Source organism: Pseudomonas fildesensis (assembly GCF_001050345.1).
Taxonomy (GTDB): domain Bacteria; phylum Pseudomonadota; class Gammaproteobacteria; order Pseudomonadales; family Pseudomonadaceae; genus Aquipseudomonas; species Aquipseudomonas fildesensis.
In genome coordinates this window covers 499,181-522,284 of record NZ_LFMW01000007.1, presented here as the reverse complement: position 1 = coordinate 522,284, position 23,104 = coordinate 499,181, and the positions used below count along the sequence as shown (strand labels likewise).

The following is a 23,104-nucleotide window of genomic DNA, read 5'->3' as shown; positions in this document are numbered from 1 at the left end:
GATCTGCTGCGTGTTGCAGATTTAACGGCGTGTCAGCAACACCCCGGACTCCATATGGTGCGTCCACGGAAACTGGTCAAACAGCGCGCACTGGGTAATCCGGTGTGTGTCATGCAGTTGCGCAATGTTCGCCGCCAGGGTTTCCGGGTTGCAGGAGATGTACAGGATATTGTCGAAACGCCGGGTCAGTTCGCAGGTGTCCGGGTCCATGCCGGCGCGGGGCGGGTCGACGAAAACGCTGCCGAATTCGTAGCTTTTCAGGTCGATGCCGTGCAAGCGACGGAACGGGCGCACTTCGTTGAGCGCTTCGGTGAGTTCTTCGGCAGAGAGGCGCACCAGGGTGACGTTATCCACCGCGTTTTCATCGAGGTTGCTCAGCGCCGCGTTGACCGAGGTCTTGCTGATTTCGGTCGCGAGCACGTTGCGAACGCGAGTCGCCAGCGGCAGGGTGAAGTTGCCGTTGCCGCAATACAGCTCCAGCAAATCATCCGGGCGATCGCCCAAGGCTTCGTATGCCCAGTTGAGCATCTTCTGGTTCACCGTGCCGTTGGGCTGGGTGAACGCGCCTTCGGGTTGGCGGTAACTGAACGTACGGCCACCGACGTCGAGTTTTTCCACCACGTAGTCGTGGCCGATGACATCACGCTTGCCCTTGGAGCGGCCGATGATGCTGACATTCAAGTCGGCAGCGAGCTTGTTTGCGGCAGTGTGCCAATGCTCATCCAGCGGGCGGTGATAACACAGGGTGATCATCGCGTCGCCGGCCAGGGTGGTCAGGAACTCTACCTGGAACAGCTTGTGGCTCAGGGCGGCACTGGCTTGCCAGGCGGCCTTGAGCTGCGGCATCAACTGGTTGATGCGCTGGCTGGCGATGGGGAATTCTTCGATCAGGATCGGCGTGCGCTTGTCGTCCTGGGAGAACATCGCGTAGTGGCGTTCACCGCCTTCGCGCCACAGGCGGAACTCCGCCCGCAGGCGGAAGTTCTGCAACGGCGAATCGAAGACCTGCGGCTCGGGTGCATCAAACGGTGCGAGCAGGTCACGCAAGCGCGTGACCTTGTCTTGCAGTTGAGCGGTGTAGCGTGTGGCGTCAAAAGTCATGCGTTGAACCAGCCCAGCTTGATCACAAACAGAATCGACAGAATCACCAGGGCCGGGTTCAGCTCACGGTAGCGGCCCGAAAGCAGCTTGATGGCGGTCCAGGCGATGAAACCGAAGGCGATGCCGTTGGCGATGGAGTAAGTGAAGGGCATCGCCAGGGCGGTGATCACCACGGGCGCTGCAACAGTAATGTCGTCCCAGTCGATTTCGGCCAGGCCCGAGGTCATCAGCACGGCGACGAACAGCAGCGCCGGCGCGGTCGCAAAAGCGGGCACGCTGGCGGCCAGTGGCGAGAAGAACAGCGCCAGCAGGAACAGGATCGCGACCACCACGGCGGTCAAACCGGTACGGCCACCGGCGCTCACGCCCGCAGCGGACTCGATGTAACTGGTGGTGGTCGACGTGCCCAGCAGCGAACCGGCCATGGCGGCGGTGCTGTCGGCGATCAGCGCACGGCCCATTTTCGGCATGTGGCCGTCCTTGCCCATCAGGCCGGCGCGCTTGGCGACGCCGATCAGGGTGCCGGAGTTGTCAAACAGGTCGACGAACAGGAACGCGAAGATCACGCTGACCAGGCCGATATCCAGCGCACCTTTGATATCCAGCTGCAGGAAGGTCGGGGCGAGGGACGGTGGCATCGAGGTCACGCCGCCAAACGGGGTGACGCCGATCACGATGGACACGATAGTCACCGCGAGGATGCCGATCAGCACCGCGCCGCGTACGGCCAGGGCCTCCAGCGCAACGATCAGCACAAAACCGAGGGTAGCGAGGATGGGTGCCGGTTGCTTCAGGTCGCCCAGGCCAACCATGGTCGCCGGATTGCTGACCACGATCCCGGCGTTATGCAGCGCGATCAGCGCCAGGAACAGCCCGATACCGGCAGCAATCGCCGAGCGCAGGGGCAGGGGGATGCTGTTGATGATCCATTCACGGATACGGAATATCGACAGCAGGAAGAACAGCACCGCCGAAATGAACACCGCCCCCAGCGCAACCTGCCAGGTGTGGCCCATGTGCAGGACCACGGTGTAGGTAAAGAAGGCGTTGAGACCCATGCCCGGCGCCAGGGCGATCGGGTAGTTGGCGATCAGGCCCATCACGGTCGAACCGATGGCCGCCGCCAGGCAGGTCGCGACAAATACCGCGCCCTTGTCCATGCCGGTCTCGCCGAGGATGCTCGGGTTCACGAACAGAATGTAGGCCATGGCCAGGAATGTCGTGATGCCCGCGAGGATCTCGGTGCGCACGTTGGTGTTGTGTGCTTTGAGTTGAAACAGCTTTTCCAGCATGCCTGCTCCCTGTGACGCTATCTTGCGTCGTGATTTGTTGACCTCTAAGTCAAAGCACAAACTGCGCCAAACGCCTGTGGTTTCAGAGAGGATCGGAAAAAGCGGCGCATCATACCAGCAGCCGAGGGCCAGTGGCGCATAGGCTTGATCATGGCCTTGAGGCATACTGCGCCGACGTTTAATACAGGGTCATCGACAGCATGAAAAAAGCCAGCGGCTGGAGTCTAGCTCTGTTCGGTTGTATCGGCCTGTGGCTCGGCTCGGCACCGGCTTGGGGCGCGACTGCACCGGCTTTGAGCGAGGTGCGGGTGTTCAAGGTTGAGTCGGCGCGTTGCAGTGAACAGATTCCGGAACGGGCGCCGAGCACTCAGATGTGCGAGCACCGTGGGCCCACCAAGGTCTCGGTGATGGAAGTCGGCCTGGGTAATAACCCGATGGGCCGCTTCAATGGCGCGCAACTGAACGGGCAACGCACGGCAGTGTGTCAGGTCGGCAATATCAGCGAGGCCTGCGCGGGGAGGGGCACGCTGATGGGCTACATCTATATATTCGACCTGAACGTCGAGGCCCAGGGCTGGTTCCAATTCAGCAACTCCTCGATCAACCCCCCGCAAAACACCCTGAAGACACTGCTCAATATCCGCTGATCAATTACCTTGAACGCTCAAAACCCCGGGAAGTCGTACCCCTGAGACGGCGACTTTCCTGAACGCCGCGGATGTACACCAACCCGTGAGGTGTTTATGAGCGCGACCCCCAATGGCGCGGCGGCCCAGCCGTTTGTCGCCCACCCGATACGCTTGACCCTGAATGGCCAGGATCGCCAACTGAGCGTATTGCCCTGGACCACCTTGCTCGACCTGCTGCGTGAGCAGCTCGACCTGGTCGGCAGCAAAAAGGGTTGCGACCACGGCCAGTGCGGCGCCTGTACCGTATTGCGCGACGGCAAACGTGTGAACGCCTGTCTGACGTTGGCGGTGATGTGCGACGGCGCCGAGCTGACCACCATCGAAGGCCTGGCCGACGGCGATCAGTTGCACCCGATGCAGCAAGCCTTTATCAAACACGACGCCTTCCAGTGCGGCTACTGCACCCCTGGCCAGATTTGCTCTGCCATCGGCCTGGCCAATGAAGGCCGCGCCCACGACACTGCGCAAATCCAGGAACTGATGAGCGGCAACCTGTGCCGCTGCGGCGCCTACAGCAACATCCGCGACGCCATCGAAGACGCCTTGCCGGCCTGCCGCACGCAGCGAGGTGAGCAATGAATCCCTTCCACTACAGCAAGCCGGCCGACGTACACGAAGCCGTGCACCTGAGCAGCGCCGCGTCGCGCTTTATTGCCGGCGGCACCAACCTGCTGGACCTGATGAAAGAAAACATCAGCCGCCCCGAGCACCTGATCGACATCACCGGCCTGCCGCTGCATGAGGTCGAAGAAACCGCCGAGGGCGGCGTGCGCATCGGCGCCCTGGTGAGCAATGCCGACCTGGCCTGGCACCCGCTGATCGAACAGCGTTACCCGTTGCTGTCCCAGGCCATCCTCGCGGGTGCCTCGCCGCAACTGCGCAACATGGCCAGCACCGGGGGCAACCTGTTGCAGCGCACCCGTTGCTACTACTTCTACGACGCCACCGTGCCTTGCAACAAGCGCGAGCCAGGCAGCGGTTGCCCGGCGCGAACCGGGCTGAACCGCATCCACGCGATCCTCGGCGCCAGCGCGCAATGCGTGGCTACCCATCCTTCGGACATGTGCGTGGCCCTGGCAGCGCTGGAAGCGAAAGTGCATGTAGAAGGACGTGGCGGCGCGCGGGTCATCGAGTTTGCCGACTTTCACCGCTTGCCCGGCGACACGCCAGAGCGCGACAACCTGCTGGCCGACGACGAGCTGATCACCGCCATCGAACTGCCCGCCGACCACCTGGCACGCCACAGCCACTACCTGAAAATCCGCGACCGCGCGTCGTATGCGTTCGCCCTGGTGTCCGTTGCCGCTGCCCTCGAACTGGATGGCGACAACATCGTCGATGCGCGCCTGGCACTCGGCGGGGTGGCGCATAAACCCTGGCGTGACCGCGCGGTGGAAGCCTCGCTGATCGGCCAGACTGTCAGCCGTGAAACCTTCAGCAGCGCCGCCGACGCCCTGCTGCAAGACGCTGAACCGCTGGAACACAACGGCTTCAAGATCAAGTTGGCGCGACGCGGAATCATTCGCGCCCTGAGCGACGCCGCCGTCGCAGGAGAACGCCCATGACCGCTATCGGTAAACCCCTTGACCGAGTCGACGGTCTGCTCAAGGTCACCGGCCAGGCGCGGTATGCCGGCGAATTCCCCGAAGCCGGCCTGCTCCACGGCAGCGTGGTCTCCAGCACCATCACCAAGGGCCGCGTCTTGCGGGTCGATGCGTCCAAAGCCCTGGCGCTGCCGGGCGTGGTCATGGTGCTTGATCACCTCAACCGGCCAAAACTCGCCAGCTACGATGATGCGTTCGCCGACGCCGATGCCGCAGACGGCTCGCCATTTCGTCCCTTGTACAACGACCGCGTGCTCTACAGCGGCCAGCCTCTGGCCCTGGTGATCGCCGACAACCTGGAGCTGGCGCGGCACGCCGGTTCCCTGCTGGAAATCGAGTACGAGCGTGAAGCCTTCGACACCGATTTGCTGGCGCTGCAGGAGCAGGCACACCCGTCGCCACAAACGCCGCCCAAACCGCGCGGCAACTTCCAGGCCGAATGGAGCGCCGCCGCCGTCAGCCTGGATGTGCATTACAGCACCCCCATCGAACACCACAACCCGATGGAGCCCCACGCCAGCACCGTGCTGTATCAGCCGGACGGCACCCTGCATATCCACGACAAGACCCAAGGCCCGCAGAACTGCCAGGCCTATGTGCAAAAAGTCTTCGGCCTGGACAAAAGCCAGGTGCGGATCTTCGCCGCGTTCGTCGGCGGTGCCTTTGGTTCCGGCCTGCGCCCGCAGTACCAATTGCCACTGGCGGTGATGGCCTCCCTGGCGCTCAAGCGCTCGGTGCGTGTCACGTTGACCCGTCAACAAATGTTCACCTTCGGCTATCGCCCGCGCACCTTGCAGCGTTTGCAGATGGGCGCCGCTGCCAACGGTCGGCTGCTGGCGCTGGGGCACACCGCGATTGGGCAGACCTCGCGTTTCGAAGATTTCAGCGAGCACGTGGTGGAGTGGAGCGGCATGCTCTACCACTGCGACAACGTGCAACTGACTTACAAACTGGTACCGCTGGATGTGTTCACGCCGCTCGACATGCGTGCACCCGGCGCCGCGCTGGGCGTGATCGGCCTGGAGTGTGCGATGGATGAACTCGCCTGTGCCCTGGGCATGGACCCGGTGCAACTGCGCCTGATCAACTACGCCGAGCGCAACCAGAACGAAGACAAACCCTGGTCGAGCAAAGCCCTGCGCGAGTGCTACAGCGAAGGTGCCGAGCGTTTCGGCTGGAGCCAGCGCAACCCGGAACCGCGCAGCATGCGCGATGGCCGTCAGTTGATCGGTTGGGGCATGGCCGGTGGCGTTTGGGAAGCCTTGCAAATGAAGGCCAGCGCCAAGGCGCGGATCGACGCCGACGGTAAGCTGACCGTGAGCAGCGCGACCACCGATATCGGCACCGGTACTTATACGGTGATGACCCAGATCGCGGCGCAGGCCAGCGGCGTGTCGATCGCGGATATCAGCTTTTTGCTCGGCGATTCGTCCTTGCCCACGGCCCCGTTGCAGGGCGGTTCATTTACCGTGTCCTCGGTCGGTACGGCGGTGCAGCAAGCCTGTGAGGCGTTGAATGCGCAGTTGCTGAAAATCGCCCGGCAGACTTACCCGGTATTCAAGGATGCCGAGTCCGTACGCTATGAAGAGGGCCAGTTGCATACCGGTGACGTGAGTGTGTCGTTGGCACAGTTGGTCAAGGACAGTGGCGAAGACGCGCTGGAAGTGCAGGTCGACAGTGAGCCGGACAAGAAGCGTGAAGGCTATGCCAGCGCCACACATTCGGCGGTATTTGTGGAAGTTCGGGTCGATGAAGATCTGGGCACCATCAAGGTCAGCCGGGTGGTCAGCGCGATTGCCGCCGGGCGCGTGGTCAATCCGAAGATGGCCCGCAGCCAGATTCTCGGCGGGGTGGTGTGGGGTATCGGCATGGCCCTGCATGAAGAGACCCAGGTCGACCATCAACTGGGCCGCTCCATGAACCACAGCCTGGCCGAATATCACATTCCGGTGAATGCTGATATTGGCGAGATCGACGTGGTGTTTGTCGAGGAGCACGACGAAATCGTCAACGCCCTTGGGTCCAAGGGTGTCGGTGAGATCGGCATTGTCGGGGTGGCGGCGGCGGTAGCGAATGCGATTTATCACGCTACCGGCAAGCGGGTGCGGGAGTTTCCGATCACCCTGGACAAGGTGCTTTAACTCGATCTTTCCAGCAACGAAGAGCCTGAGAGTGGGAGGGGGCTTGCTCCCGATAGCGGTGGATCAGTTAACGGATGTATTAACTGAAAGACCCTTATCGGGAGCAAGCCCCCTCCCACACTGACCTCGGTCACTCAGTGACTCAGTGCCTCATGGGATCAGGCGGTGGGTTTGGGAGCGGTGTCGTCCGCTGGCACATGCATGCGATCACGGTTGGCCAGGCTCGGGAACAGTTTGATCCAGACCCCGGTCACCAGCAGCGTACCGATCCCGCCCATGACCACGGCGGGTACGGTGCCGAACCAGTGGGCGGTAATCCCGGACTCGAATTCGCCCAACTGATTCGACGCGCCGATAAACAGGCCGTTGACTGCGCTGACCCGTCCGCGCATTTCATCCGGGGTTTCCAACTGCACGAAGGAGGCGCGGATCACCATGCTGATCATGTCCGCTGCGCCCAGCACCACCAGCACCGCCAGGGAAAACCAGAACGAGGTGGACAGGCCGAACGCAATGGTCGCCACGCCGAACACGCCGACGGCGGTAAACATCACGCGGCCCACCTTTCGGTCGACCGAGAACCGCGCCAGCCACAACGACATCAACAACGCGCCCACCGCCGGTGCCGAACGCAGCAGGCCCAGGCCCCAGGCGCCGGTCAGCAATATGTCCTTGGCGAACACCGGCAGCAACGCGGTGGCGCCGCCGAGCAGCACGGCGAACAAGTCGAGGGAAATCGCGCCGAGGATGTCCGGGCGACTGCGGATAAAGCGAATGCCGGCCAGCAGCGAGTCCATGGTGGCCTTGGCTTTGTTCAAGGGGGTCTGGCGGGCCGGCAGGTTGAGGGTCAGTACGCAGGCGATCAGGTACAGCACCACCGTCGGGCCGTATACCCAGACGCTGCCGAACGCATAGAGCAAACCGCCGAGCGCCGGGGCGACGATGGTTGCCAGTTGCTGGGCCGATTGCGACGAGGCCACCGCACGCGGGAACAGGGCGGTGGGCACGATGCTCGGCAGCATGGCCTGGGTGGTGGGCATTTCAAACGAGCGCGCGGCGCCAAGCAGGAAGGCGAGGATAAAGATCATCTCGCGGGTCACGTTGCCGGTCAGGCCGCCGATGGCCAGGGACAAGGCAATCATCGCCTGTACGGTCTGGCAGATCGCGGCGACCTTGCGCCGCTCATAGCGGTCGGCCACATGGCCGGTGTGCAGCATGAACAGCACGCGCGGCACGAACTCCACCAGGCCTACCAAACCCAGGTCCAGCACGTTGCCGGTCAGTTGGTAGAGGTTCCAGCCGATGGCCACGGTGAGCATCTGGAAGCCGCTGGCGGTAAAGATCCGTGCCAGCCAGAACGCGATGAAAGGGCGATGGTGACGTAACAGCAACGCAGGTTCACTGGGCATCGGGAATTCAGGTCAAAGCGGAGGGAAGGGCGAGATTAGCATCAAGCTGTAACAAATAGTTGCGAGAAGACGAGTGAGGCAAGCTGTCACGCGGCAAAAGACCACACAGGCCAACCGCGAAAATGGGACTACTCTTTTCACTGTGATTGATCCAGATCAAAGTCATTTCAGGATTTGTTCTGGCGGCCTTAAGGCTAGATTCCCTACGTGGCTGGTTAAAAAAGAAACGAATTTGAATTCGCCACACTCCATATCCGTGGGGGCAGTGGATGCGGCCTCCAGCCAGCATTCGGTATTACCTGACAGAGGAAGACTTATGTTCGGTTTGGAGGCGCTAGATCTCGCCCGAATTCAGTTTGCGTTCACCATCTCATTCCACATCCTGTTCCCGGCCATCACCATCGGCCTGGCCAGTTACCTTGCGGTGCTGGAAGGCCTGTGGCTCAAGACCCGCAACGACACCTACCGTGACCTCTACCATTTTTGGTCGAAGATCTTTGCCGTCAACTTCGGCATGGGTGTGGTCTCCGGTCTGGTCATGGCCTACCAGTTCGGTACCAACTGGAGCCGCTTCTCGGACTTCGCCGGCGCCGTCACGGGGCCGTTGCTGACGTACGAAGTGCTCACGGCCTTCTTCCTTGAAGCCGGTTTCCTCGGTGTGATGCTGTTTGGCTGGAACAAGGTGGGGCGCAAGCTGCACTTCTTTGCCACGGTGATGGTGGCCGTCGGCACGCTGATCTCCACCTTCTGGATCCTTGCGTCCAACAGCTGGATGCAGACGCCCCAGGGCTTTGAAATCATCGACGGCCGCGTGATCCCGACCGATTGGCTGGCCGTGATCTTCAACCCCTCGTTCCCCTACCGCCTGATGCACATGGCCACGGCGGCCTTTGTTGCTACGGCGTTCTTCGTCGGCTCTTCGGCGGCTTGGCATTTGCTGCGCGGCAAGGACAGCCCGGCGATCCGCACCATGTTATCGATGGCGATGTGGATGGCGCTGATCGTCGCGCCTATCCAGGCGGTGATCGGTGACTTCCACGGCCTCAATACCCTGAAGCACCAGCCGGCGAAAATCGCCGCGATTGAAGGCCACTGGGAAAACATCGGCGACGAACCGACCCCGCTGATCCTGTTCGGCTGGCCGGACATGAAGGCCGAAAAAACCAAATACGCGGTGGAGATTCCCTACCTGGGCAGCCTCATCCTGACCCACTCGCTGGACAAGCAGGTGCCGGCCCTCAAGGACTTCCCGCCTGAGGATCGCCCCAATTCGACTATCGTGTTCTGGTCGTTCCGGGTCATGGTGGGCCTGGGCTTCCTGATGATCTTCACCGGTTTGTTCAGCCTCTGGCTGCGCCGGGGCGACAAGATGTACACGTCCAAACCGTTCCTGTACCTGGCGCTGTGGATGGGCCCGTCCGGCCTGATCGCGATTCTCGCCGGTTGGTTCACCACCGAAATCGGTCGTCAGCCGTGGGTGGTCTACGGGTTGATGCGCACGGCGGATGCGTCGTCCGGGCATAGCCTGGCGCAGATGAGCATCACCCTGGTGCTGTTCGTGGTGGTGTACTTCGCGCTGTTCGGTGCCGGTTTGGGCTACATGATGCGCCTGGTGCGCAAAGGCCCTGTGGCCCATGACGTGACCGAGCCAACCCACGGTGGCCCTGGTCAGAAACGCACACCGGCCCGTCCGTTGTCGGCTGCCGATGATGGCACCGAAGACGACCACGCTGACATCCAGCACAAGGGGAATTGAGATGGGCATTGACCTTCCGCTGATCTGGGCCGTGATCATCATCTTCGGCATCATGATGTACGTGGTCATGGACGGCTTCGACCTGGGGATCGGCATTCTCTTTCCGTTCATTCCGGGCAAAGTCGACCGTGACGTGATGATGAACACCGTCGCCCCGGTATGGGACGGTAACGAAACCTGGCTGGTACTGGGCGGTGCGGCGTTGTTCGGCGCGTTCCCGCTGGCCTATTCGGTGGTGTTGTCGGCGCTGTACCTGCCGCTGATGCTGATGCTGATCGGGCTGATCTTTCGCGGCGTGGCCTTCGAGTTCCGTTTCAAGGCCAAGGACGACAAGCGTCACTTGTGGGACAAGGCGTTTATCGGTGGTTCGCTGACGGCGACATTCTTCCAGGGCGTGGCGCTGGGGGCGTTTATCGACGGTATTCCGGTGGTCAATCGCCAGTTTGCCGGGGGCTCGCTGGACTGGTTCACACCGTTCACCCTGTTCTGCGGCGTCGCATTGATCGTGGCGTATGCCTTGCTGGGTTGCACCTGGCTGATCATGAAGACCGAAGGCTCGTTGCAGGAAAAGATGCACAACCTGGCACGGCCGTTGGCGTTCGTGGTGCTGGCGGTGATGGGTATCGTCAGTATCTGGACGCCGCTGACACACCCGGAAATCGCTTCGCGCTGGTTCACCTTGCCCAACCTGTTCTGGTTCCTGCCGGTACCGATCCTGGTACTGGTGACCATGTACGGGCTGATCCGCGCGGTGGCCCGCAATGCGCACTACACGCCGTTCCTGCTGACGCTGGTGCTGATTTTCCTCGGCTACAGCGGCCTGGGGATCAGCCTGTGGCCGAACATCATCCCGCCATCGGTGTCGATCTGGGACGCGGCCGCGCCGCCGCAAAGCCAGGGCTTCATGCTGGTGGGCACGCTGTTTATCATCCCGTTCATCCTGGGCTACACCTTCTGGAGCTACTACGTGTTCCGCGGCAAGGTCACCCACGAAGACGGTTATCACTAGGAGGGTCGTAACATGCCCGGCAAACCTTCGTTGCACGAGATTGAACAGGCCGAGAAACAGCCATTGTGGCGGCGCCTGGGGTGGTTGGCGATGATCTGGACCGGCAGTGTGCTGGCCCTGTTTGTCGTGGCCAGCCTGATGCGCATGTTCATGAATGCGGCCGGCCTGACCACCCACTGACATCCCATCCGGGCTTTGCGGCCCGGTTTTTCAACCCTGCTCTCGCAAGAGATGCAGGGTTTTTTTATTTGCGCGCTTTGAGAATCACGAACTTCGGCGTGGTGGCCACTTGCTCGACGCCCCGGAACAGCCGCGCCAATTTGGTGTGATAACCCAGGTGACGGTTGCCGACTATATAGAGTGCTCCGCCGACCACCAACGCTTCCCGTGCCTGCTGGAACATGCGCCAGGCGAGGAAGTCGCCGACCACCTGTTGCTGGTGGAACGGCGGGTTGCACAACACCACGTCCAGCGAGTCGGGTTCCTGGCCGGGCAGGCCATCGGCGGCGCGCACGATCACGTCACGCGCGCCGAGAGTGGCCTGCCAGTTCTCAAGTGCCGATTGCACGGCCATATAGGACTCGTCCACCAGTGTGTACTGCGCGTTGGGGTTTTGCAGGGCGCTGGCAATCGCCAACACGCCGTTGCCGCAACCCAGGTCCGCCACGCGAGCACTGCCCAGACCTTTGGGCAGGTGCGGCAGGAAGGCGCGGGTGCCGATGTCCAGGTCTTCGCGGCAGAACACGTTGGCGTGGTTGAGCAGCTCAATGGCCGGTGTGTCCAGCGTGTAGCGAGTAGGGTAGGGCGAGACCGCCGCCGGGCGGTCAGCCAATGTTGCGATCAACAACCGTGCCTTCTTCACCGCTAGGGAGGCGTGCATCGGCCCGATATAACGCTCCAGCAAATCCCCGGCCGCCCGTGGCAGATGCTTGACCATCGCCCCTGCGATCACTTCGGCGCCCGGTGCCAGCTGGCCTTGCAGGCGGATCAACTGTTCTTCCAGTAGCGCCAGTGTTTTAGGTACGCGGATCAGCACCCGGTCGAATGGCCCTGTCGGCACTTGGCTGGATGGCATGAACGGCACCGCGTCAAACGCCTTGCCGTTACGCACCAGGTTTTTCTCCAGGCCTTGCGCGGCAAGGACGGAGTCCCCGCTGGAGGTCACCTGCACCCGGCCTTCAAGGCTGGCCGCCAGGGCGCCAAAGCTGTCGTTGAGCACCAGCACGCGGGTATCGAGGGAGGGCTGCTGTTCGGCCAAGTGGCTGAGCAGGTACTCGTCGGCCGCATCAAAGGCTTGCAGCGGATCATTGTGTTGCTCTGGCTGGCGGATCAGATCGAGCTGGGCGAAGGGGCTTTCGAGCAGGGGCATGGCGGGAGAAAACTCTGGGGGAATCGAACCATTGGGGTGAACGGCGACGCGAGGTTTGAAGCTGCGTCATCACCCGGAACAGGTCGCAAATGTTACGTTTTTTTCGCAAGGATTACATGGAGTGTTTCACAGCAGCCCGGATTGGGCGGCCTTCATGACGGCGGCGATCTTGTTATTGACGCCCAGTTTCCTCATTGAACTGCAGTTGTGAAAGCCGACGGTGCGCTCGGACAGGCACAGAATCTGCGCGATCTCGGCGGCGGTCTTGCCTAACGCTGACCAACGCAGGACTTCGAGCTCGCGCACGGTCAAATTGCTGCAGGGCTTGGGAGCGGGGGCGTTGGCGTACTTATGCGACACAACGCTGTGCATTGCATGACACAGCCACAATGCGATGCCGGCTTTTTCGTAAAGCTCCTCCGGGCTGATTTCGTCTTTGCTTCGGCCCAGCGTCAGCATACTGAAAACGCCTTGGGGGCCATGCAGCGGTTGGGTCCATCCCAAATGCACGCCGTGGGATTTGGCCAGTGTCCATAGATGAGGGGTGCCCTGGAATGACGTTTCCTTCCAGACGAACGGCAACACGGAGCGCTGACAATGCACCAGAACGGGATCGACATCAGCAAACATGGCTTCTTTGTAAAGGGTGTTCCATTCGTTTGGATAGTTGTTTTTTTCAAACAGGCTGGTTTGGTTGGAGGGTTGTTGGGCACTCATCTTGAAAGAGCAGAATTGGAAGCCGAGTTGATACGTTTCGTTGATGACCATCTCAAATACACTGGTTATCTCGTCCTCGCCTTCTATCTGGGGAAGCCTTTTATTGCGCCAGTTGACCATTGGTAACTCTCCATGGGATTGGGTGTACTTGGGGACGTCCTGAATCCCAATGCAGCACCCGAACGAGTGTAGGACATCGGCTACAGCGTGGGCGTAAATTTTCGCTTTTGAACAACAGGCATTAATAGGGATTTTCTGGACAGCCAATTAGTGAGCTATTCAAGCAACTAAGTATTTCTTTCGGGTTTTTAGTGAGTTGTCGATTTGTTGGTAAATAAATGACAACGCCCGGGCTGCGCTAACGGTTCAGAGTACAGTTGCGTAATAGCGAATTGATTAGGAATGCAACTAAATTGCCATCATTCTGATTGCTGTCGAGCAGCTTGAATTTGCCACTACCCACCGCAGGTGTTTCTGCGCGCCACTTTGAGGGACACTAGGGCACCTGTAGAACGGAGCCCCCCATGACGGCCAGTGCTGAGAAATTTACCCGCCAGACCTTGCTCGACGTGCAATCGCTGACCCCCAGCCTCTTCACCCTGCGCACCACCCGCGACCCTGGCTTTCGTTTTACCGCCGGCCAGTTCGTGCGTCTCGGTGTGACCAAGGTGGACGGCAGCACCGTGTGGCGCGCCTATTCCGTGGTGTCCTCGCCGTTTGATGAGCACCTGGATTTCTTCTCGATTGTTGTCCCCGGCGGCGAGTTCACCAGCGAGCTGAGTCGCCTGAAGGTCGGCGATACCTTGATGGTCGAGCGCCAGGCCACCGGCTTTTTGACCCTGAACCGCTTTGTGGACGGGCGTGACCTGTGGCTGCTGGGCACCGGCACCGGGGTGGCGCCGTTCCTGTCGATCCTGCAGGACTTCGAGGTGTGGGAGAAATTCGAGCGCATCATCCTCGTGTACAGCGCCCGCGAAGCCCGGGAGCTGGCGTACCAGTCGTTGATCAAGACGCTGGGTGAGCGTGAGTACCTGGCCGAGTACGCGCACAAACTCACCTACGTCCCCCTCGTCACCCGCGAGCAACATCCGGGCGCGCTGAATGGGCGTATCACGACGTTGATTGAAAATGGCGAGCTGGAACGCACGGCCGGCGTCGCGCTGACCCCGGAGCACTCCCGCGTGATGATTTGCGGCAACCCGCAGATGATCGACGACACCCGTCAGTTGCTCAAGCTGCGCGATATGCAATTGAGTCTTTCGCGGCGCCCTGGCCAGGTGGCGGTGGAAAACTACTGGTAACAAAAAGGCGCCCCTTGGGGTAATGCCAGTCAGTTAAGGGCGAACACTGTACCTGTGGCGAGGGAGCTTGCTCCCGTTGGACTGCGTAGCAGTCCCATCTTTGGGGCCGCTTCGCGGCCCAGCGGGAGCAAGCTCCCTCGCCACAGGTTACTTTGCGCTCTTTCTATTTCTTAACTGATCGGCATTACCCCTTGGGGCGCCTTCTTACAAAACGATGCGGCTTAGAGCGGCTTGTCGTTCTGTGCCTTGAGCAGATCACGGATCTCACCCAGCAACACTTCTTCCTTGCTCGGCGTCGGCGGCAGGGTAGGTGCTACGGCTTCTTCACGCTTGAGGCGGTTGATGGCTTTCACGCCCATGAAGATCGCAAACGCGACGATCACGAAGTCGATCACACTCTGGATGAACTTGCCGTAGGCCAGCACGACCGCCGGGATATCGCCCTGCGCTGCCTTGAGCGTCACCGCCAGATCACCGAAGTCCACGCCACCGATCAACAGACCGATGGGAGGCATCACCACGTCGCCCACAAACGAGGAAACAATTTTGCCGAAGGCAGCGCCGATGATGATACCCACGGCCATGTCGACCACATTACCTTTGACCGCGAAGGCCTTGAACTCACTGATCACGCCCATAGGTTATTCCTTGTTACAGATGAGAAGGGTGGAGGTCAGTGTAAATCAGTCGTAGCGGGCTTGCCTGACACAACTGTTAACACTGTTGGTTTTTATCGACACACTAAAACGCAAATAGTTTGCAAAGTGCCACCAGTCGCGCGGAATACTCGCGATTTCAGTGCCTTACCATCTTATTTTCTTAATCGACCTGGTGGTGTTTTTCTATTTATCTTCTGACTCGCGGGTCACTAGCCTCTGGCAAGCACAACTGAATGTGCATTAAAAAAACCAGAGGAAACCTCGATGAAGAATCCAATGAGCTGCGGCCCGGTTCTGGCGCGCCATGCGCTGGTACTGGCGACCGCCAGCCTGCTTTCCCTGTCGGTACAGGCCGCCAACCTGACCCGCGATAACGGTGCGGCCGTCGGCGACAACCAGAACTCGCAAACCGCCGGCGCCAATGGCCCCGTGCTGCTGCAAGACGTACAGCTGATCCAGAAACTGCAGCGCTTCGACCGCGAGCGCATTCCTGAGCGCGTGGTGCATGCCCGTGGTACCGGCGCTCACGGTACTTTCACCGTCACCGATAACCTCAGCGACCTGACCAAGGCCAAGGTCTTCGCGGCGGGCGAAGCGACTCCCGTGTTCGTGCGGTTCTCGGCTGTGGTGCACGGTAATCACTCCCCGGAAACCCTGCGTGACCCGCGCGGGTTCGCCACCAAGTTCTACACCGCCGACGGCAACTGGGACCTGGTGGGCAACAACTTCCCGACGTTCTTTATCCGCGACGCCATCAAGTTCCCGGACATGGTCCACGCCTTCAAGCCGGACCCGCGCACTAACCTGGATGATGACTCGCGTCGCTTCGACTTCTTCTCCCATGTGCCTGAGTCCACTCGTACACTCACCGAGCTGTATTCCGACTCCGGTACGCCGGCCAGTTACCGGGAAATGGATGGCAACGGTGTACATGCCTACAAGTTGATCAATGCCAAGGGCGAAGTGCACTACGTCAAGTTCCACTGGAAGAGCCTGCAAGGCATCAAGAACCTTGATCCCAAGCAAGTGACCGAAGTGCAGGGCCGTGACTACAGCCACATGACCAACGACCTGGTCACGCATATCAACAAGGGCGACTTCCCCAAGTGGGACCTGTACGTGCAAGTGCTCAAGCCTGAGGACTTGGCCAAGTTTGATTTCGACCCGCTGGACGCCACCAAGATATGGCCGAATGTGCCCGAGCGCAAAGTCGGTCAGATGGTGCTGAACCGCAACCCGGCCAACGTTTTCCAGGAAACCGAGCAAGTGGCCATGGCCCCGGCCAACCTGGTGCCGGGCATCGAACCGTCGGAAGACCGCCTGCTGCAAGGTCGGGTGTTCTCCTATGCCGACACGCAGATGTACCGCCTGGGCGCCAACGCATTGCAGCTGCCAATCAACGCCCCACGGGTCACCGTCAACAACGGTAACCAGGATGGCGCGATGAACTTCGGCAACAGCACGACCGGCGTGAACTACCAGCCAAGCCGCCTGTTGCCACGCGAAGAGCCGCAAACCGCGCGCTACAGCCAGTCGACGCTGGCGGGCAGCACCCAGCAGGCGAAGATCCAGCGTGAGCAGAACTTCAAGCAGGCGGGTGATTTGTACCGCTCCTACAACAAAAAAGAGCGCCAGGACCTGATCGACAACTTCGGCGGCTCCCTGGCCACCACTGACGATGTGAGCAAGCACATCATCTTGTCGTTCCTCTACAAGGCGGACCCGGAGTACGGCACCGGCGTGGCCAGGGTCGCCAAGGGTGACCTGGCGCGTGTCAAAGCGCTGGCCGAAAAACTTACCGACTAATGCTCACGCTCTCCCTGTAGGCGCCGGCTTGCTGGCGATGGCGTTCGCGGGCGTCATCGCCGGCAAGCCGGCTTCTACACGGGGGATACCGCAGAGGACCTGAATCATGCGTAATTTCATAGTGGCTATTCTGGCCTGCTGGTCGTTAAACGTGTTTGCCGAGACACCTCCCGCAAATGACCCGGTCGCGCTCAAGGCGCAGCTGCAGGATTACTATTTCGACGCCGCCCGCCGTGGCGACCTCGACATGCTCAACACCTTCATTGACTCCGGCTACAGCCTCAATACCCAGGACGACAAGGGCTACACCGCGCTGATCCTCGCCGCCTATCACGGCGAAAACGCCTATGTGGAACGGTTGCTGGCCGCCGGTGCCGACGCCTGTGCGCAGGACAAACGCGGCAACACCGCGCTGATGGGCGCGATCTTCAAGGGTGAGTTGAAAATCGCCCAGCGCCTGCTGGCCACCGACTGCAACCCCGACCAGCGCAACGGTGCAGGGCAGACCGCGGCCATGTACGCCGGGCTGTTCAAGCGCATCGAGTTGCTCGACGAGCTCAAAGCCAAGGGCGCCGACCTCAACGCGCAAGACCCGATCGGCAACAGTGCTTCACGATTGGCCAGCGGTGAAATCCGGACCCCGGCGCCGCGCTGAGCTATCATCGCGGTTTTTCGGTTGGAGGTTCTCAAATGGCAAAGGCCAAGCGCATGTACGGCTGCACGGAGTGCGGCGCGACCTTTCCCAAGTGGGCCGGCCAATGCACCGAGTGCGGTGCGTGGAACACTCTCACTGAAACCATGATCGAAAGCGGCGGTGCGGCAGCCCCCAGCGGCCGCGCCGGCTGGACCGGGCAACAGGCGCAGATCAAGACCCTGGCCGAAGTCAGCGTCGAAGAGATCCCGCGTTTCTCCACCGCCTCCGGTGAACTCGACCGCGTACTGGGCGGCGGCCTGGTGGACGGCTCGGTGGTGCTGATCGGCGGCGACCCCGGCATCGGCAAGTCGACGATCCTGCTGCAAACCCTGTGCAGCATCGCCAGCCGCATGCCGGCGCTGTACGTCACCGGCGAAGAATCCCAGCAACAAGTGGCCATGCGCGCACGCCGACTCGGCCTGCCCCAGGACCAGCTGCGGGTGATGACCGAAACCTGCATCGAAAGCATCATCGCCACCGCCCGGATCGAAAAGCCCAAGGTCATGGTGATCGACTCGATCCAGACGATTTTCACCGAGCAGCTGCAATCGGCGCCGGGCGGCGTGTCCCAGGTACGCGAAAGTGCAGCGCTGCTGGTGCGATATGCCAAGCAGAGCGGCACGGCGATCTTCCTGGTCGGCCACGTGACCAAAGAAGGCGCGCTGGCCGGGCCGCGGGTGCTGGAGCACATGGTCGACACCGTGCTGTATTTCGAAGGCGAGTCCGATGGGCGCTTGCGCTTGCTGCGGGCGGTGAAGAACCGCTTTGGCGCGGTGAATGAGCTGGGCGTGTTCGCCATGACTGACCGGGGGCTGAAAGAAGTCTCTAACCCTTCGGCGATTTTTCTGACGCGTGCCCAGGAAGAGGTTCCAGGCAGCGTAGTGATGGCGACGTGGGAAGGCACCCGGCCGATGCTGGTGGAAGTCCAGGCACTGGTGGATGACAGCCATCTGGCCAACCCGCGCCGTGTGACCCTCGGCCTGGATCAGAACCGCCTGGCGATGTTGTTGGCGGTGTTGCACCGCCACGGCGGTATTCCCACCCACGACCAGGACGTGTTCCTCAACGTGGTGGGCGGGGTCAAGGTGCTGGAAACCGCGTCCGACCTGGCCTTGATGGCGGCGGTGATGTCCAGCCTGCGCAACCGGCCGCTGCCACACGACCTGCTGGTGTTTGGCGAAGTCGGCCTGTCTGGCGAAGTGCGCCCGGTGCCCAGCGGCCAGGAGCGTTTAAAAGAAGCCGCCAAGCACGGCTTCAAGCGCGCGATTGTGCCCAAGGGCAATGCCCCGAAGGAAATGCCGCCGGGTTTGCAGGTGGTCGGGGTGACGCGCCTGGAGCAGGCGCTGGATGCGTTATTCGAATAGCCAGCCACACCACATTTTGATTTGGGTTGGTTTTTAGATCTCCATTAGCGCCGCCAGCTCTCGGTGCAGTTCGACTTCGTCACCCAGGTTAAACTCGATCAGCCGCCGCAAATGGCTGATCGAGTCCAGGTCGATGTGCTCGCACACAAACCCCAACTGCCCATTCTCGTCGTGGGTCAGGCGTGCTTGCATCTTCACGTCGGTCTGGGCGTCCAGATGAATGTCCACATCGAACGATTCGTAGCGATGGCCGGGCCACCCCTCAGGGCGTTGCACCAATAGCCCCTTGAGCGACAAATCGACCAATTGCACTGGCCACACATGGCCGTCTTGCTTCAGTTCGGTCTTGGCATCGAAGGCAATTCGCCGGAAACGGCGTCGATCGCTAGGCTGCTCGGTCATGGTGAAACCCTCTGTGGATAAACGAATTGTAGCCCTGAGCCATCACGGTGCGTTTATTTCTGCTTTTTTTGTCCTTGCAAGGCTCTAGACCAACGTAGGGGGGTGGCCTTTAAGGCCAGTAGCGCTAAACTCCGGATGGCTGTCCTTTCTGTCCACCCTGGCTGGAATATAAACATGAAAAATAATAATAGCCTGCTACGCCACTTACCCTGGCTGCTGCTGGCAATCGTAGGAGCGTGCGCCCTGGGCGTAGTGGCCTTGCGCCGCGGCGAGGCGATCAACGCCTTGTGGATTGTGGTCGCAGCAGTGGCCATTTATCTGGTTGCTTACCGTTACTACAGTCTGTTCATCGCAAACAATGTGATGCAGCTCGATCCACGACGGGCCACCCCCGCAGTGGTCAATAACGACGGTCTGGACTATGTGCCGACCAACAAACACATCCTTTTCGGTCACCACTTTGCGGCGATTGCCGGTGCAGGCCCGCTGGTCGGCCCCGTATTGGCGGCGCAAATGGGCTACCTGCCGGGCACGCTCTGGCTGATTGCCGGCGTGGTGCTGGCAGGTGCGGTGCAGGACTTTATGATCCTGTTCCTGTCCACCCGTCGCAACGGCCGCTCCCTTGGGGACATGGTCCGCGAAGAAATGGGCCGCATCCCCGGGACCATCGCGCTGTTCGGCTGCTTCCTGATCATGATCATCATCCTCGCGGTGCTGGCGCTGATCGTGGTCAAGGCCCTGGCCGAGAGCCCATGGGGCATCTTCACCGTGATGGCGACCATCCCGATCGCGATGTTCATGGGCATCTACATGCGCTACATCCGCCCGGGCCGCATCGGTGAAATCTCGATCATCGGCGTGCTGTTGCTGCTGGGTTCGATCTGGCTGGGCGGGCAAATTGCCGCTGACCCGGTCTGGGCCAAGGCCTTCACCTTCACCGGAATCCAGATCACCTGGATGCTGATCGGCTACGGTTTCGTCGCTGCGGTACTGCCGGTGTGGCTGATCCTGGCGCCGCGTGACTACCTCTCCACCTTCCTGAAAATCGGCACCATCATCGCCCTGGCGATCGGCATCCTGGTGACCATGCCCGACCTGAAAATGCCGGCGTTGACCCAGTTCATCGATGGCACCGGCCCGGTATGGAAGGGCGGCTTGTTCCCGTTCCTGTTCATCACCATCGCCTGTGGCGCGGTCTCGGGTTTCCACGCGCTGATCTCTTCGGGCACCACGCCCAAGCTGTTGGCCAATGAAGGCCATGCCCGTTATATCGGTTACGGCGGCATGCTGATGGAGTCGTTTGTGGCCATCATGGCAATGGTTGCCGCTTCGGTGATCGAGCCTGGCGTGTACTTCGCCATGAACAGCCCGGCGGCAATTGTCGGTTCCGACGTGGTCACCGTCGCTCAAACTGTCAGCAGTTGGGGCTTTGCGATTACGCCTGAGGCGCTGTCAGCAGTTGCCCACGACATCGGTGAAACCACCATCCTGGCGCGTGCCGGTGGTGCGCCGACGTTGGCGGTGGGTATCGCGCAGATCCTGCACAGTGTCCTGCCGGGTGAAAACACCATGGCGTTCTGGTACCACTTTGCAATCCTGTTCGAAGCCCTGTTCATCCTGACCGCCGTCGACGCCGGTACCCGTGCCGGTCGCTTCATGCTGCAAGACCTGCTGGGCTCGTTCGTGCCGGCGCTGAAACGCACCGAGTCGTGGACCGCCAACCTGATTGCGACTGCTGGTTGCGTGGCCATGTGGGGTTACCTGCTGTACCAGGGCGTAATCGACCCACTGGGCGGCATCAACACCTTGTGGCCGCTGTTCGGCATCTCCAACCAGATGCTGGCCGGTATCGCGCTGATGCTCGCAACCGTTGTGCTGATCAAAATGAAACGCCAGCGCTACATCTGGGTGACCATGCTGCCGGCGGTATGGCTGCTGATCTGCACCACTACGGCGGGCTTCATCAAACTGTTCGACGCCAACCCGGCGATCGGCTTCCTGTCGCTGGCCAAGAAGTACAGCGATGCGCTGACTAACGGCCAGATCCTGGCTCCGGCCAAGAGCATCGACCAAATGCAGCACGTGATCTGGAACGCCTACACCAATGCAACGCTGACGGCGCTGTTCCTGTTCGTGGTGTTCAGCATCCTGTTCTATGCGCTCAAGGTTGGCATCGCCGCCTGGGGCACCAAAGAGCGTACGGATAAAGAAGCCCCGTTCCAGGCCGTACCGGACGCGTAATCGAGGATTGCAAGCATGTTCAATGACATCAGTCGCCTCGGTAAATACCTCGGTCAGGCCGCGCGCCTGATGGTCGGCATGCCCGACTACGACACTTACGTCGAGCATATGCAAACCAAACACCCGGACAAACCGATGATGGACTACAAGGCGTTCTTCCGGGAACGCCAGGAAGCCCGTTACGGCGGCAAGGGTGGGCCCAAGTGCTGCTGACCCGTTAGTTTGGGCTGGCGGTGATCTACTGTGGGAGGGGGCTTGCCCCCGATAGCTGTGTCAGGCACTTGTATGTCGCTGACACACCGTTATCGGGAGCAAGCCCCCTCCCACATTTGTTTTGTATTCCTTCAGTTATCAGGAGAATAGTTTTGTCCTCTCCCATCCCCGTCACGATCCTCAGCGGCTTCCTCGGCGCCGGCAAGACCACCTTGCTGCGCCACCTGCTCAAGGCCGAACACGGCTTGAAAATCGCCGTGATCGAAAACGAATTCAGTGACGCCGGTATCGACACCCAATTGTTGGGCACCGATCCGGTGCAAGTCATGACCCTGTCCAACGGCTGCGTGTGCTGCACCATCCACACCGACCTGACCAAAGCCCTGTACCTGCTGCTCGAACGCCTGGACAGCGGCGAGATCGCCTTCGACCGCCTGGTGATCGAGTGCACCGGCCTGGCCGACCCGGCGCCCGTGGCCCAGACCTTTTTCATCGATGAAGAGCTGCGCGAGCGCTATATCCTCGACGGCATCATCACCCTGGTGGACGCGGCCCACGCCGAACATCACCTGACCCAGACCATCGCCCAGGCGCAGATCGGTTTTGCCGACCGCTTGCTGGTGAGCAAACGCGACCTGGTGGACGACGCGACCTTCGACGCTCTCAGCCAGCGTCTGACCCGCATCAACCGCCGCGCGCCGATTCGTGTGGTCGACCACGGCAACATCGACCTGGCGCAATTGCTCGATGTGCGTGGCTTCAACCTCAATGCCGGCATGAGCCTGCGGCCGGTGAGTGCTGCGCCGTCCATCGACCGCATCTCCAGCCTGGTGCTGCGCACCGACCAGCCGCTGGATATCGACCGCCTCAGCGAGTTCATGAACGAACTGTTGGAAGACCACGGCAAGCAGTTGCTGCGTTACAAGGGCGTGCTGAACATTGCCGGGGAAGACCGGCGCATGGTGTTCCAGGGCGTGCTGAAGCTCTACGGGTTCGATTGGGACACCGAATGGGCCGAGGGCGAGGCGCGCGAGAGCGTGATTGTGTTTATTGCCGATGAGTTGCCGGAAGACAAGATTCGCGAAGGCTTTGCGCGGGTCTACCGGCCTTGACCTGAAATACGTGATCGTTCCCACGCTCTGCGTGGGAATGCCTCTTGTGACGCTCTGCGTCACGCGTTGGGACGCGGAGCGTCCTGGGCTGCATTCCTTTGCTGCGCGTGGGAACGATTGGAAAATGTGGGAGGGGGCTTGCTCCCGATAGCGGTACATCAGACACACATCGGCTGGCTGAACCACCGCTATCGGGAGCAAGCCCCCTCCCACAGGTTTGACTGT

Annotated in this window: 21 protein-coding genes; 14 read left to right on the top strand and 7 right to left on the bottom strand. The window is 61.0% G+C overall.

Annotated features, from left to right (window positions below; translation table 11 throughout):
• Positions 1-21: 21 nt before the first annotated feature.
• Entirely contained in the window at positions 22-1,101 is a 1,080-nt protein-coding gene (gene trmA / locus ACR52_RS12835) for a tRNA (uridine(54)-C5)-methyltransferase TrmA (protein ID WP_048724547.1), read from the bottom strand.
• Positions 1,098-2,393 (bottom strand): NCS2 family permease, encoded by a 1,296-nt coding sequence (locus ACR52_RS12830; RefSeq protein WP_048724546.1) that lies wholly within the window; start codon positions 2,391-2,393, stop codon positions 1,098-1,100. Before ACR52_RS12830 ends, trmA begins: the two co-directional genes overlap by 4 nt.
• A 200-nt stretch (positions 2,394-2,593) precedes the next feature.
• On the opposite strand from ACR52_RS12830, the gene ACR52_RS12825 reads away from it, so the two are divergent.
• The 4 genes from ACR52_RS12825 to ACR52_RS12810 all read left to right on the top strand — a co-directional run bounded on the left by ACR52_RS12825 (position 2,594) and on the right by ACR52_RS12810 (position 6,827).
• On the top strand, positions 2,594-3,040 hold the full coding sequence (locus tag ACR52_RS12825; protein WP_048724545.1) for a DUF4879 domain-containing protein: 447 nt from the start codon (positions 2,594-2,596) through the stop codon (positions 3,038-3,040).
• Between the two features lie 96 nt (positions 3,041-3,136).
• Positions 3,137-3,661 (top strand): (2Fe-2S)-binding protein, encoded by a 525-nt coding sequence (locus ACR52_RS12820; RefSeq protein WP_048724544.1) that lies wholly within the window; start codon positions 3,137-3,139, stop codon positions 3,659-3,661.
• A complete protein-coding gene (locus tag ACR52_RS12815) occupies positions 3,658-4,647 on the top strand; it encodes an FAD binding domain-containing protein (RefSeq protein WP_048724543.1) in 990 nt (329 codons plus the stop codon). Before ACR52_RS12820 ends, ACR52_RS12815 begins: the two co-directional genes overlap by 4 nt.
• Entirely contained in the window at positions 4,644-6,827 is a 2,184-nt protein-coding gene (locus ACR52_RS12810; RefSeq protein ID WP_048724542.1) for a xanthine dehydrogenase family protein molybdopterin-binding subunit, read from the top strand. The genes ACR52_RS12815 and ACR52_RS12810 overlap by 4 nt, the downstream gene beginning before the upstream one ends.
• A 158-nt stretch (positions 6,828-6,985) precedes the next feature.
• Here the strand turns inward: ACR52_RS12810 and ACR52_RS12805 are convergent, their stop codons facing one another.
• On the bottom strand, positions 6,986-8,236 hold the full coding sequence (locus tag ACR52_RS12805) for an MFS transporter (protein ID WP_048724541.1): 1,251 nt from the start codon (positions 8,234-8,236) through the stop codon (positions 6,986-6,988).
• Between the two features lie 316 nt (positions 8,237-8,552).
• On the opposite strand from ACR52_RS12805, the gene ACR52_RS12800 reads away from it, so the two are divergent.
• From ACR52_RS12800 to ACR52_RS29375, 3 genes are read left to right on the top strand one after another with little or no spacing between them, the layout of a single operon-like run.
• Positions 8,553-9,992: a cytochrome ubiquinol oxidase subunit I gene (locus ACR52_RS12800; protein ID WP_048724540.1), complete on the top strand. Its 1,440-nt coding sequence runs from the start codon at positions 8,553-8,555 to the stop codon at positions 9,990-9,992.
• Between the two features lies 1 nt (position 9,993).
• Positions 9,994-11,001 carry a cytochrome d ubiquinol oxidase subunit II gene (gene cydB / locus ACR52_RS12795; RefSeq protein ID WP_048724539.1) on the top strand — a complete coding sequence of 336 codons (1,008 nt, stop codon included), beginning with the start codon at positions 9,994-9,996 and terminating at the stop codon, positions 10,999-11,001.
• A 12-nt stretch (positions 11,002-11,013) separates the two neighbouring features.
• A complete protein-coding gene (locus tag ACR52_RS29375; RefSeq protein ID WP_082143140.1) occupies positions 11,014-11,181 on the top strand; it encodes a DUF2474 domain-containing protein in 168 nt (55 codons plus the stop codon).
• A gap of 64 nt (positions 11,182-11,245) precedes the next feature.
• Here ACR52_RS29375 and ACR52_RS12790 read toward each other — a convergent pair whose 3' ends face one another.
• Both ACR52_RS12790 and ACR52_RS12785 read right to left on the bottom strand, forming a co-directional pair.
• Positions 11,246-12,370 (bottom strand): methyltransferase, encoded by a 1,125-nt coding sequence (locus ACR52_RS12790; protein WP_048724538.1) that lies wholly within the window; start codon positions 12,368-12,370, stop codon positions 11,246-11,248.
• Positions 12,371-12,496: 126 nt separating this feature from the next.
• The gene (locus ACR52_RS12785; RefSeq protein WP_048724537.1) at positions 12,497-13,207 is read right to left on the bottom strand and encodes a helix-turn-helix transcriptional regulator; all 711 of its coding nucleotides are present in this window, start codon (positions 13,205-13,207) and stop codon (positions 12,497-12,499) included.
• 404 nt (positions 13,208-13,611) lie between these two features.
• Between ACR52_RS12785 and ACR52_RS12780 the strand changes: the two genes are divergently transcribed.
• Positions 13,612-14,388, top strand: a complete 777-nt coding sequence (locus ACR52_RS12780; protein WP_048724536.1) for a ferredoxin--NADP reductase — start codon at positions 13,612-13,614, stop codon at positions 14,386-14,388.
• A 221-nt stretch (positions 14,389-14,609) separates the two neighbouring features.
• Here the strand turns inward: ACR52_RS12780 and mscL are convergent, their stop codons facing one another.
• Positions 14,610-15,026: a large-conductance mechanosensitive channel protein MscL gene (gene mscL, locus ACR52_RS12775; RefSeq protein WP_048724535.1), complete on the bottom strand. Its 417-nt coding sequence runs from the start codon at positions 15,024-15,026 to the stop codon at positions 14,610-14,612.
• Between the two features lie 285 nt (positions 15,027-15,311).
• Between mscL and katB the strand changes: the two genes are divergently transcribed.
• From katB to radA, 3 genes are all read left to right on the top strand, one after another.
• Entirely contained in the window at positions 15,312-16,853 is a 1,542-nt protein-coding gene (katB, locus tag ACR52_RS12770) for a catalase KatB (protein ID WP_048724534.1), read from the top strand.
• Positions 16,854-16,959: 106 nt separating this feature from the next.
• Positions 16,960-17,508: an ankyrin repeat domain-containing protein gene (locus ACR52_RS12765; RefSeq protein WP_048724533.1), complete on the top strand. Its 549-nt coding sequence runs from the start codon at positions 16,960-16,962 to the stop codon at positions 17,506-17,508.
• Between the two features lie 35 nt (positions 17,509-17,543).
• The gene (radA, locus tag ACR52_RS12760; RefSeq protein WP_048724532.1) at positions 17,544-18,911 is read left to right on the top strand and encodes a DNA repair protein RadA; all 1,368 of its coding nucleotides are present in this window, start codon (positions 17,544-17,546) and stop codon (positions 18,909-18,911) included.
• Between the two features lie 33 nt (positions 18,912-18,944).
• Here radA and ACR52_RS12755 read toward each other — a convergent pair whose 3' ends face one another.
• Positions 18,945-19,313 carry a PilZ domain-containing protein gene (locus ACR52_RS12755; protein ID WP_048724531.1) on the bottom strand — a complete coding sequence of 123 codons (369 nt, stop codon included), beginning with the start codon at positions 19,311-19,313 and terminating at the stop codon, positions 18,945-18,947.
• 174 nt (positions 19,314-19,487) lie between these two features.
• Between ACR52_RS12755 and ACR52_RS12750 the strand changes: the two genes are divergently transcribed.
• The 3 genes from ACR52_RS12750 to yjiA all read left to right on the top strand — a co-directional run bounded on the left by ACR52_RS12750 (position 19,488) and on the right by yjiA (position 22,879).
• Positions 19,488-21,554: a carbon starvation CstA family protein gene (locus ACR52_RS12750; protein WP_048724530.1), complete on the top strand. Its 2,067-nt coding sequence runs from the start codon at positions 19,488-19,490 to the stop codon at positions 21,552-21,554.
• A 15-nt stretch (positions 21,555-21,569) separates the two neighbouring features.
• On the top strand, positions 21,570-21,767 hold the full coding sequence (locus ACR52_RS12745) for a YbdD/YjiX family protein (RefSeq protein ID WP_003176208.1): 198 nt from the start codon (positions 21,570-21,572) through the stop codon (positions 21,765-21,767).
• A gap of 152 nt (positions 21,768-21,919) precedes the next feature.
• Positions 21,920-22,879 carry a GTPase gene (gene yjiA / locus ACR52_RS12740; RefSeq protein WP_048724529.1) on the top strand — a complete coding sequence of 320 codons (960 nt, stop codon included), beginning with the start codon at positions 21,920-21,922 and terminating at the stop codon, positions 22,877-22,879.
• The last annotated feature ends 225 nt before the right edge of the window (positions 22,880-23,104 follow it).

Coding starts and splice junctions, on each gene's coding strand:
- trmA (WP_048724547.1), bottom strand. CDS start 1,101: ATGACTTTTGACGCCACACGCTACACCGCTCAACTGCAAGACAAGGTC.
- ACR52_RS12830 (WP_048724546.1), bottom strand. CDS start 2,393: ATGCTGGAAAAGCTGTTTCAACTCAAAGCACACAACACCAACGTGCGC.
- ACR52_RS12825 (WP_048724545.1), top strand. CDS start 2,594: ATGAAAAAAGCCAGCGGCTGGAGTCTAGCTCTGTTCGGTTGTATCGGC.
- ACR52_RS12820 (WP_048724544.1), top strand. CDS start 3,137: ATGAGCGCGACCCCCAATGGCGCGGCGGCCCAGCCGTTTGTCGCCCAC.
- ACR52_RS12815 (WP_048724543.1), top strand. CDS start 3,658: ATGAATCCCTTCCACTACAGCAAGCCGGCCGACGTACACGAAGCCGTG.
- ACR52_RS12810 (WP_048724542.1), top strand. CDS start 4,644: ATGACCGCTATCGGTAAACCCCTTGACCGAGTCGACGGTCTGCTCAAG.
- ACR52_RS12805 (WP_048724541.1), bottom strand. CDS start 8,236: ATGCCCAGTGAACCTGCGTTGCTGTTACGTCACCATCGCCCTTTCATC.
- ACR52_RS12800 (WP_048724540.1), top strand. CDS start 8,553: ATGTTCGGTTTGGAGGCGCTAGATCTCGCCCGAATTCAGTTTGCGTTC.
- cydB (WP_048724539.1), top strand. CDS start 9,994: ATGGGCATTGACCTTCCGCTGATCTGGGCCGTGATCATCATCTTCGGC.
- ACR52_RS29375 (WP_082143140.1), top strand. CDS start 11,014: ATGCCCGGCAAACCTTCGTTGCACGAGATTGAACAGGCCGAGAAACAG.
- ACR52_RS12790 (WP_048724538.1), bottom strand. CDS start 12,370: ATGCCCCTGCTCGAAAGCCCCTTCGCCCAGCTCGATCTGATCCGCCAG.
- ACR52_RS12785 (WP_048724537.1), bottom strand. CDS start 13,207: ATGGTCAACTGGCGCAATAAAAGGCTTCCCCAGATAGAAGGCGAGGAC.
- ACR52_RS12780 (WP_048724536.1), top strand. CDS start 13,612: ATGACGGCCAGTGCTGAGAAATTTACCCGCCAGACCTTGCTCGACGTG.
- mscL (WP_048724535.1), bottom strand. CDS start 15,026: ATGGGCGTGATCAGTGAGTTCAAGGCCTTCGCGGTCAAAGGTAATGTG.
- katB (WP_048724534.1), top strand. CDS start 15,312: ATGAAGAATCCAATGAGCTGCGGCCCGGTTCTGGCGCGCCATGCGCTG.
- ACR52_RS12765 (WP_048724533.1), top strand. CDS start 16,960: ATGCGTAATTTCATAGTGGCTATTCTGGCCTGCTGGTCGTTAAACGTG.
- radA (WP_048724532.1), top strand. CDS start 17,544: ATGGCAAAGGCCAAGCGCATGTACGGCTGCACGGAGTGCGGCGCGACC.
- ACR52_RS12755 (WP_048724531.1), bottom strand. CDS start 19,313: ATGACCGAGCAGCCTAGCGATCGACGCCGTTTCCGGCGAATTGCCTTC.
- ACR52_RS12750 (WP_048724530.1), top strand. CDS start 19,488: ATGAAAAATAATAATAGCCTGCTACGCCACTTACCCTGGCTGCTGCTG.
- ACR52_RS12745 (WP_003176208.1), top strand. CDS start 21,570: ATGTTCAATGACATCAGTCGCCTCGGTAAATACCTCGGTCAGGCCGCG.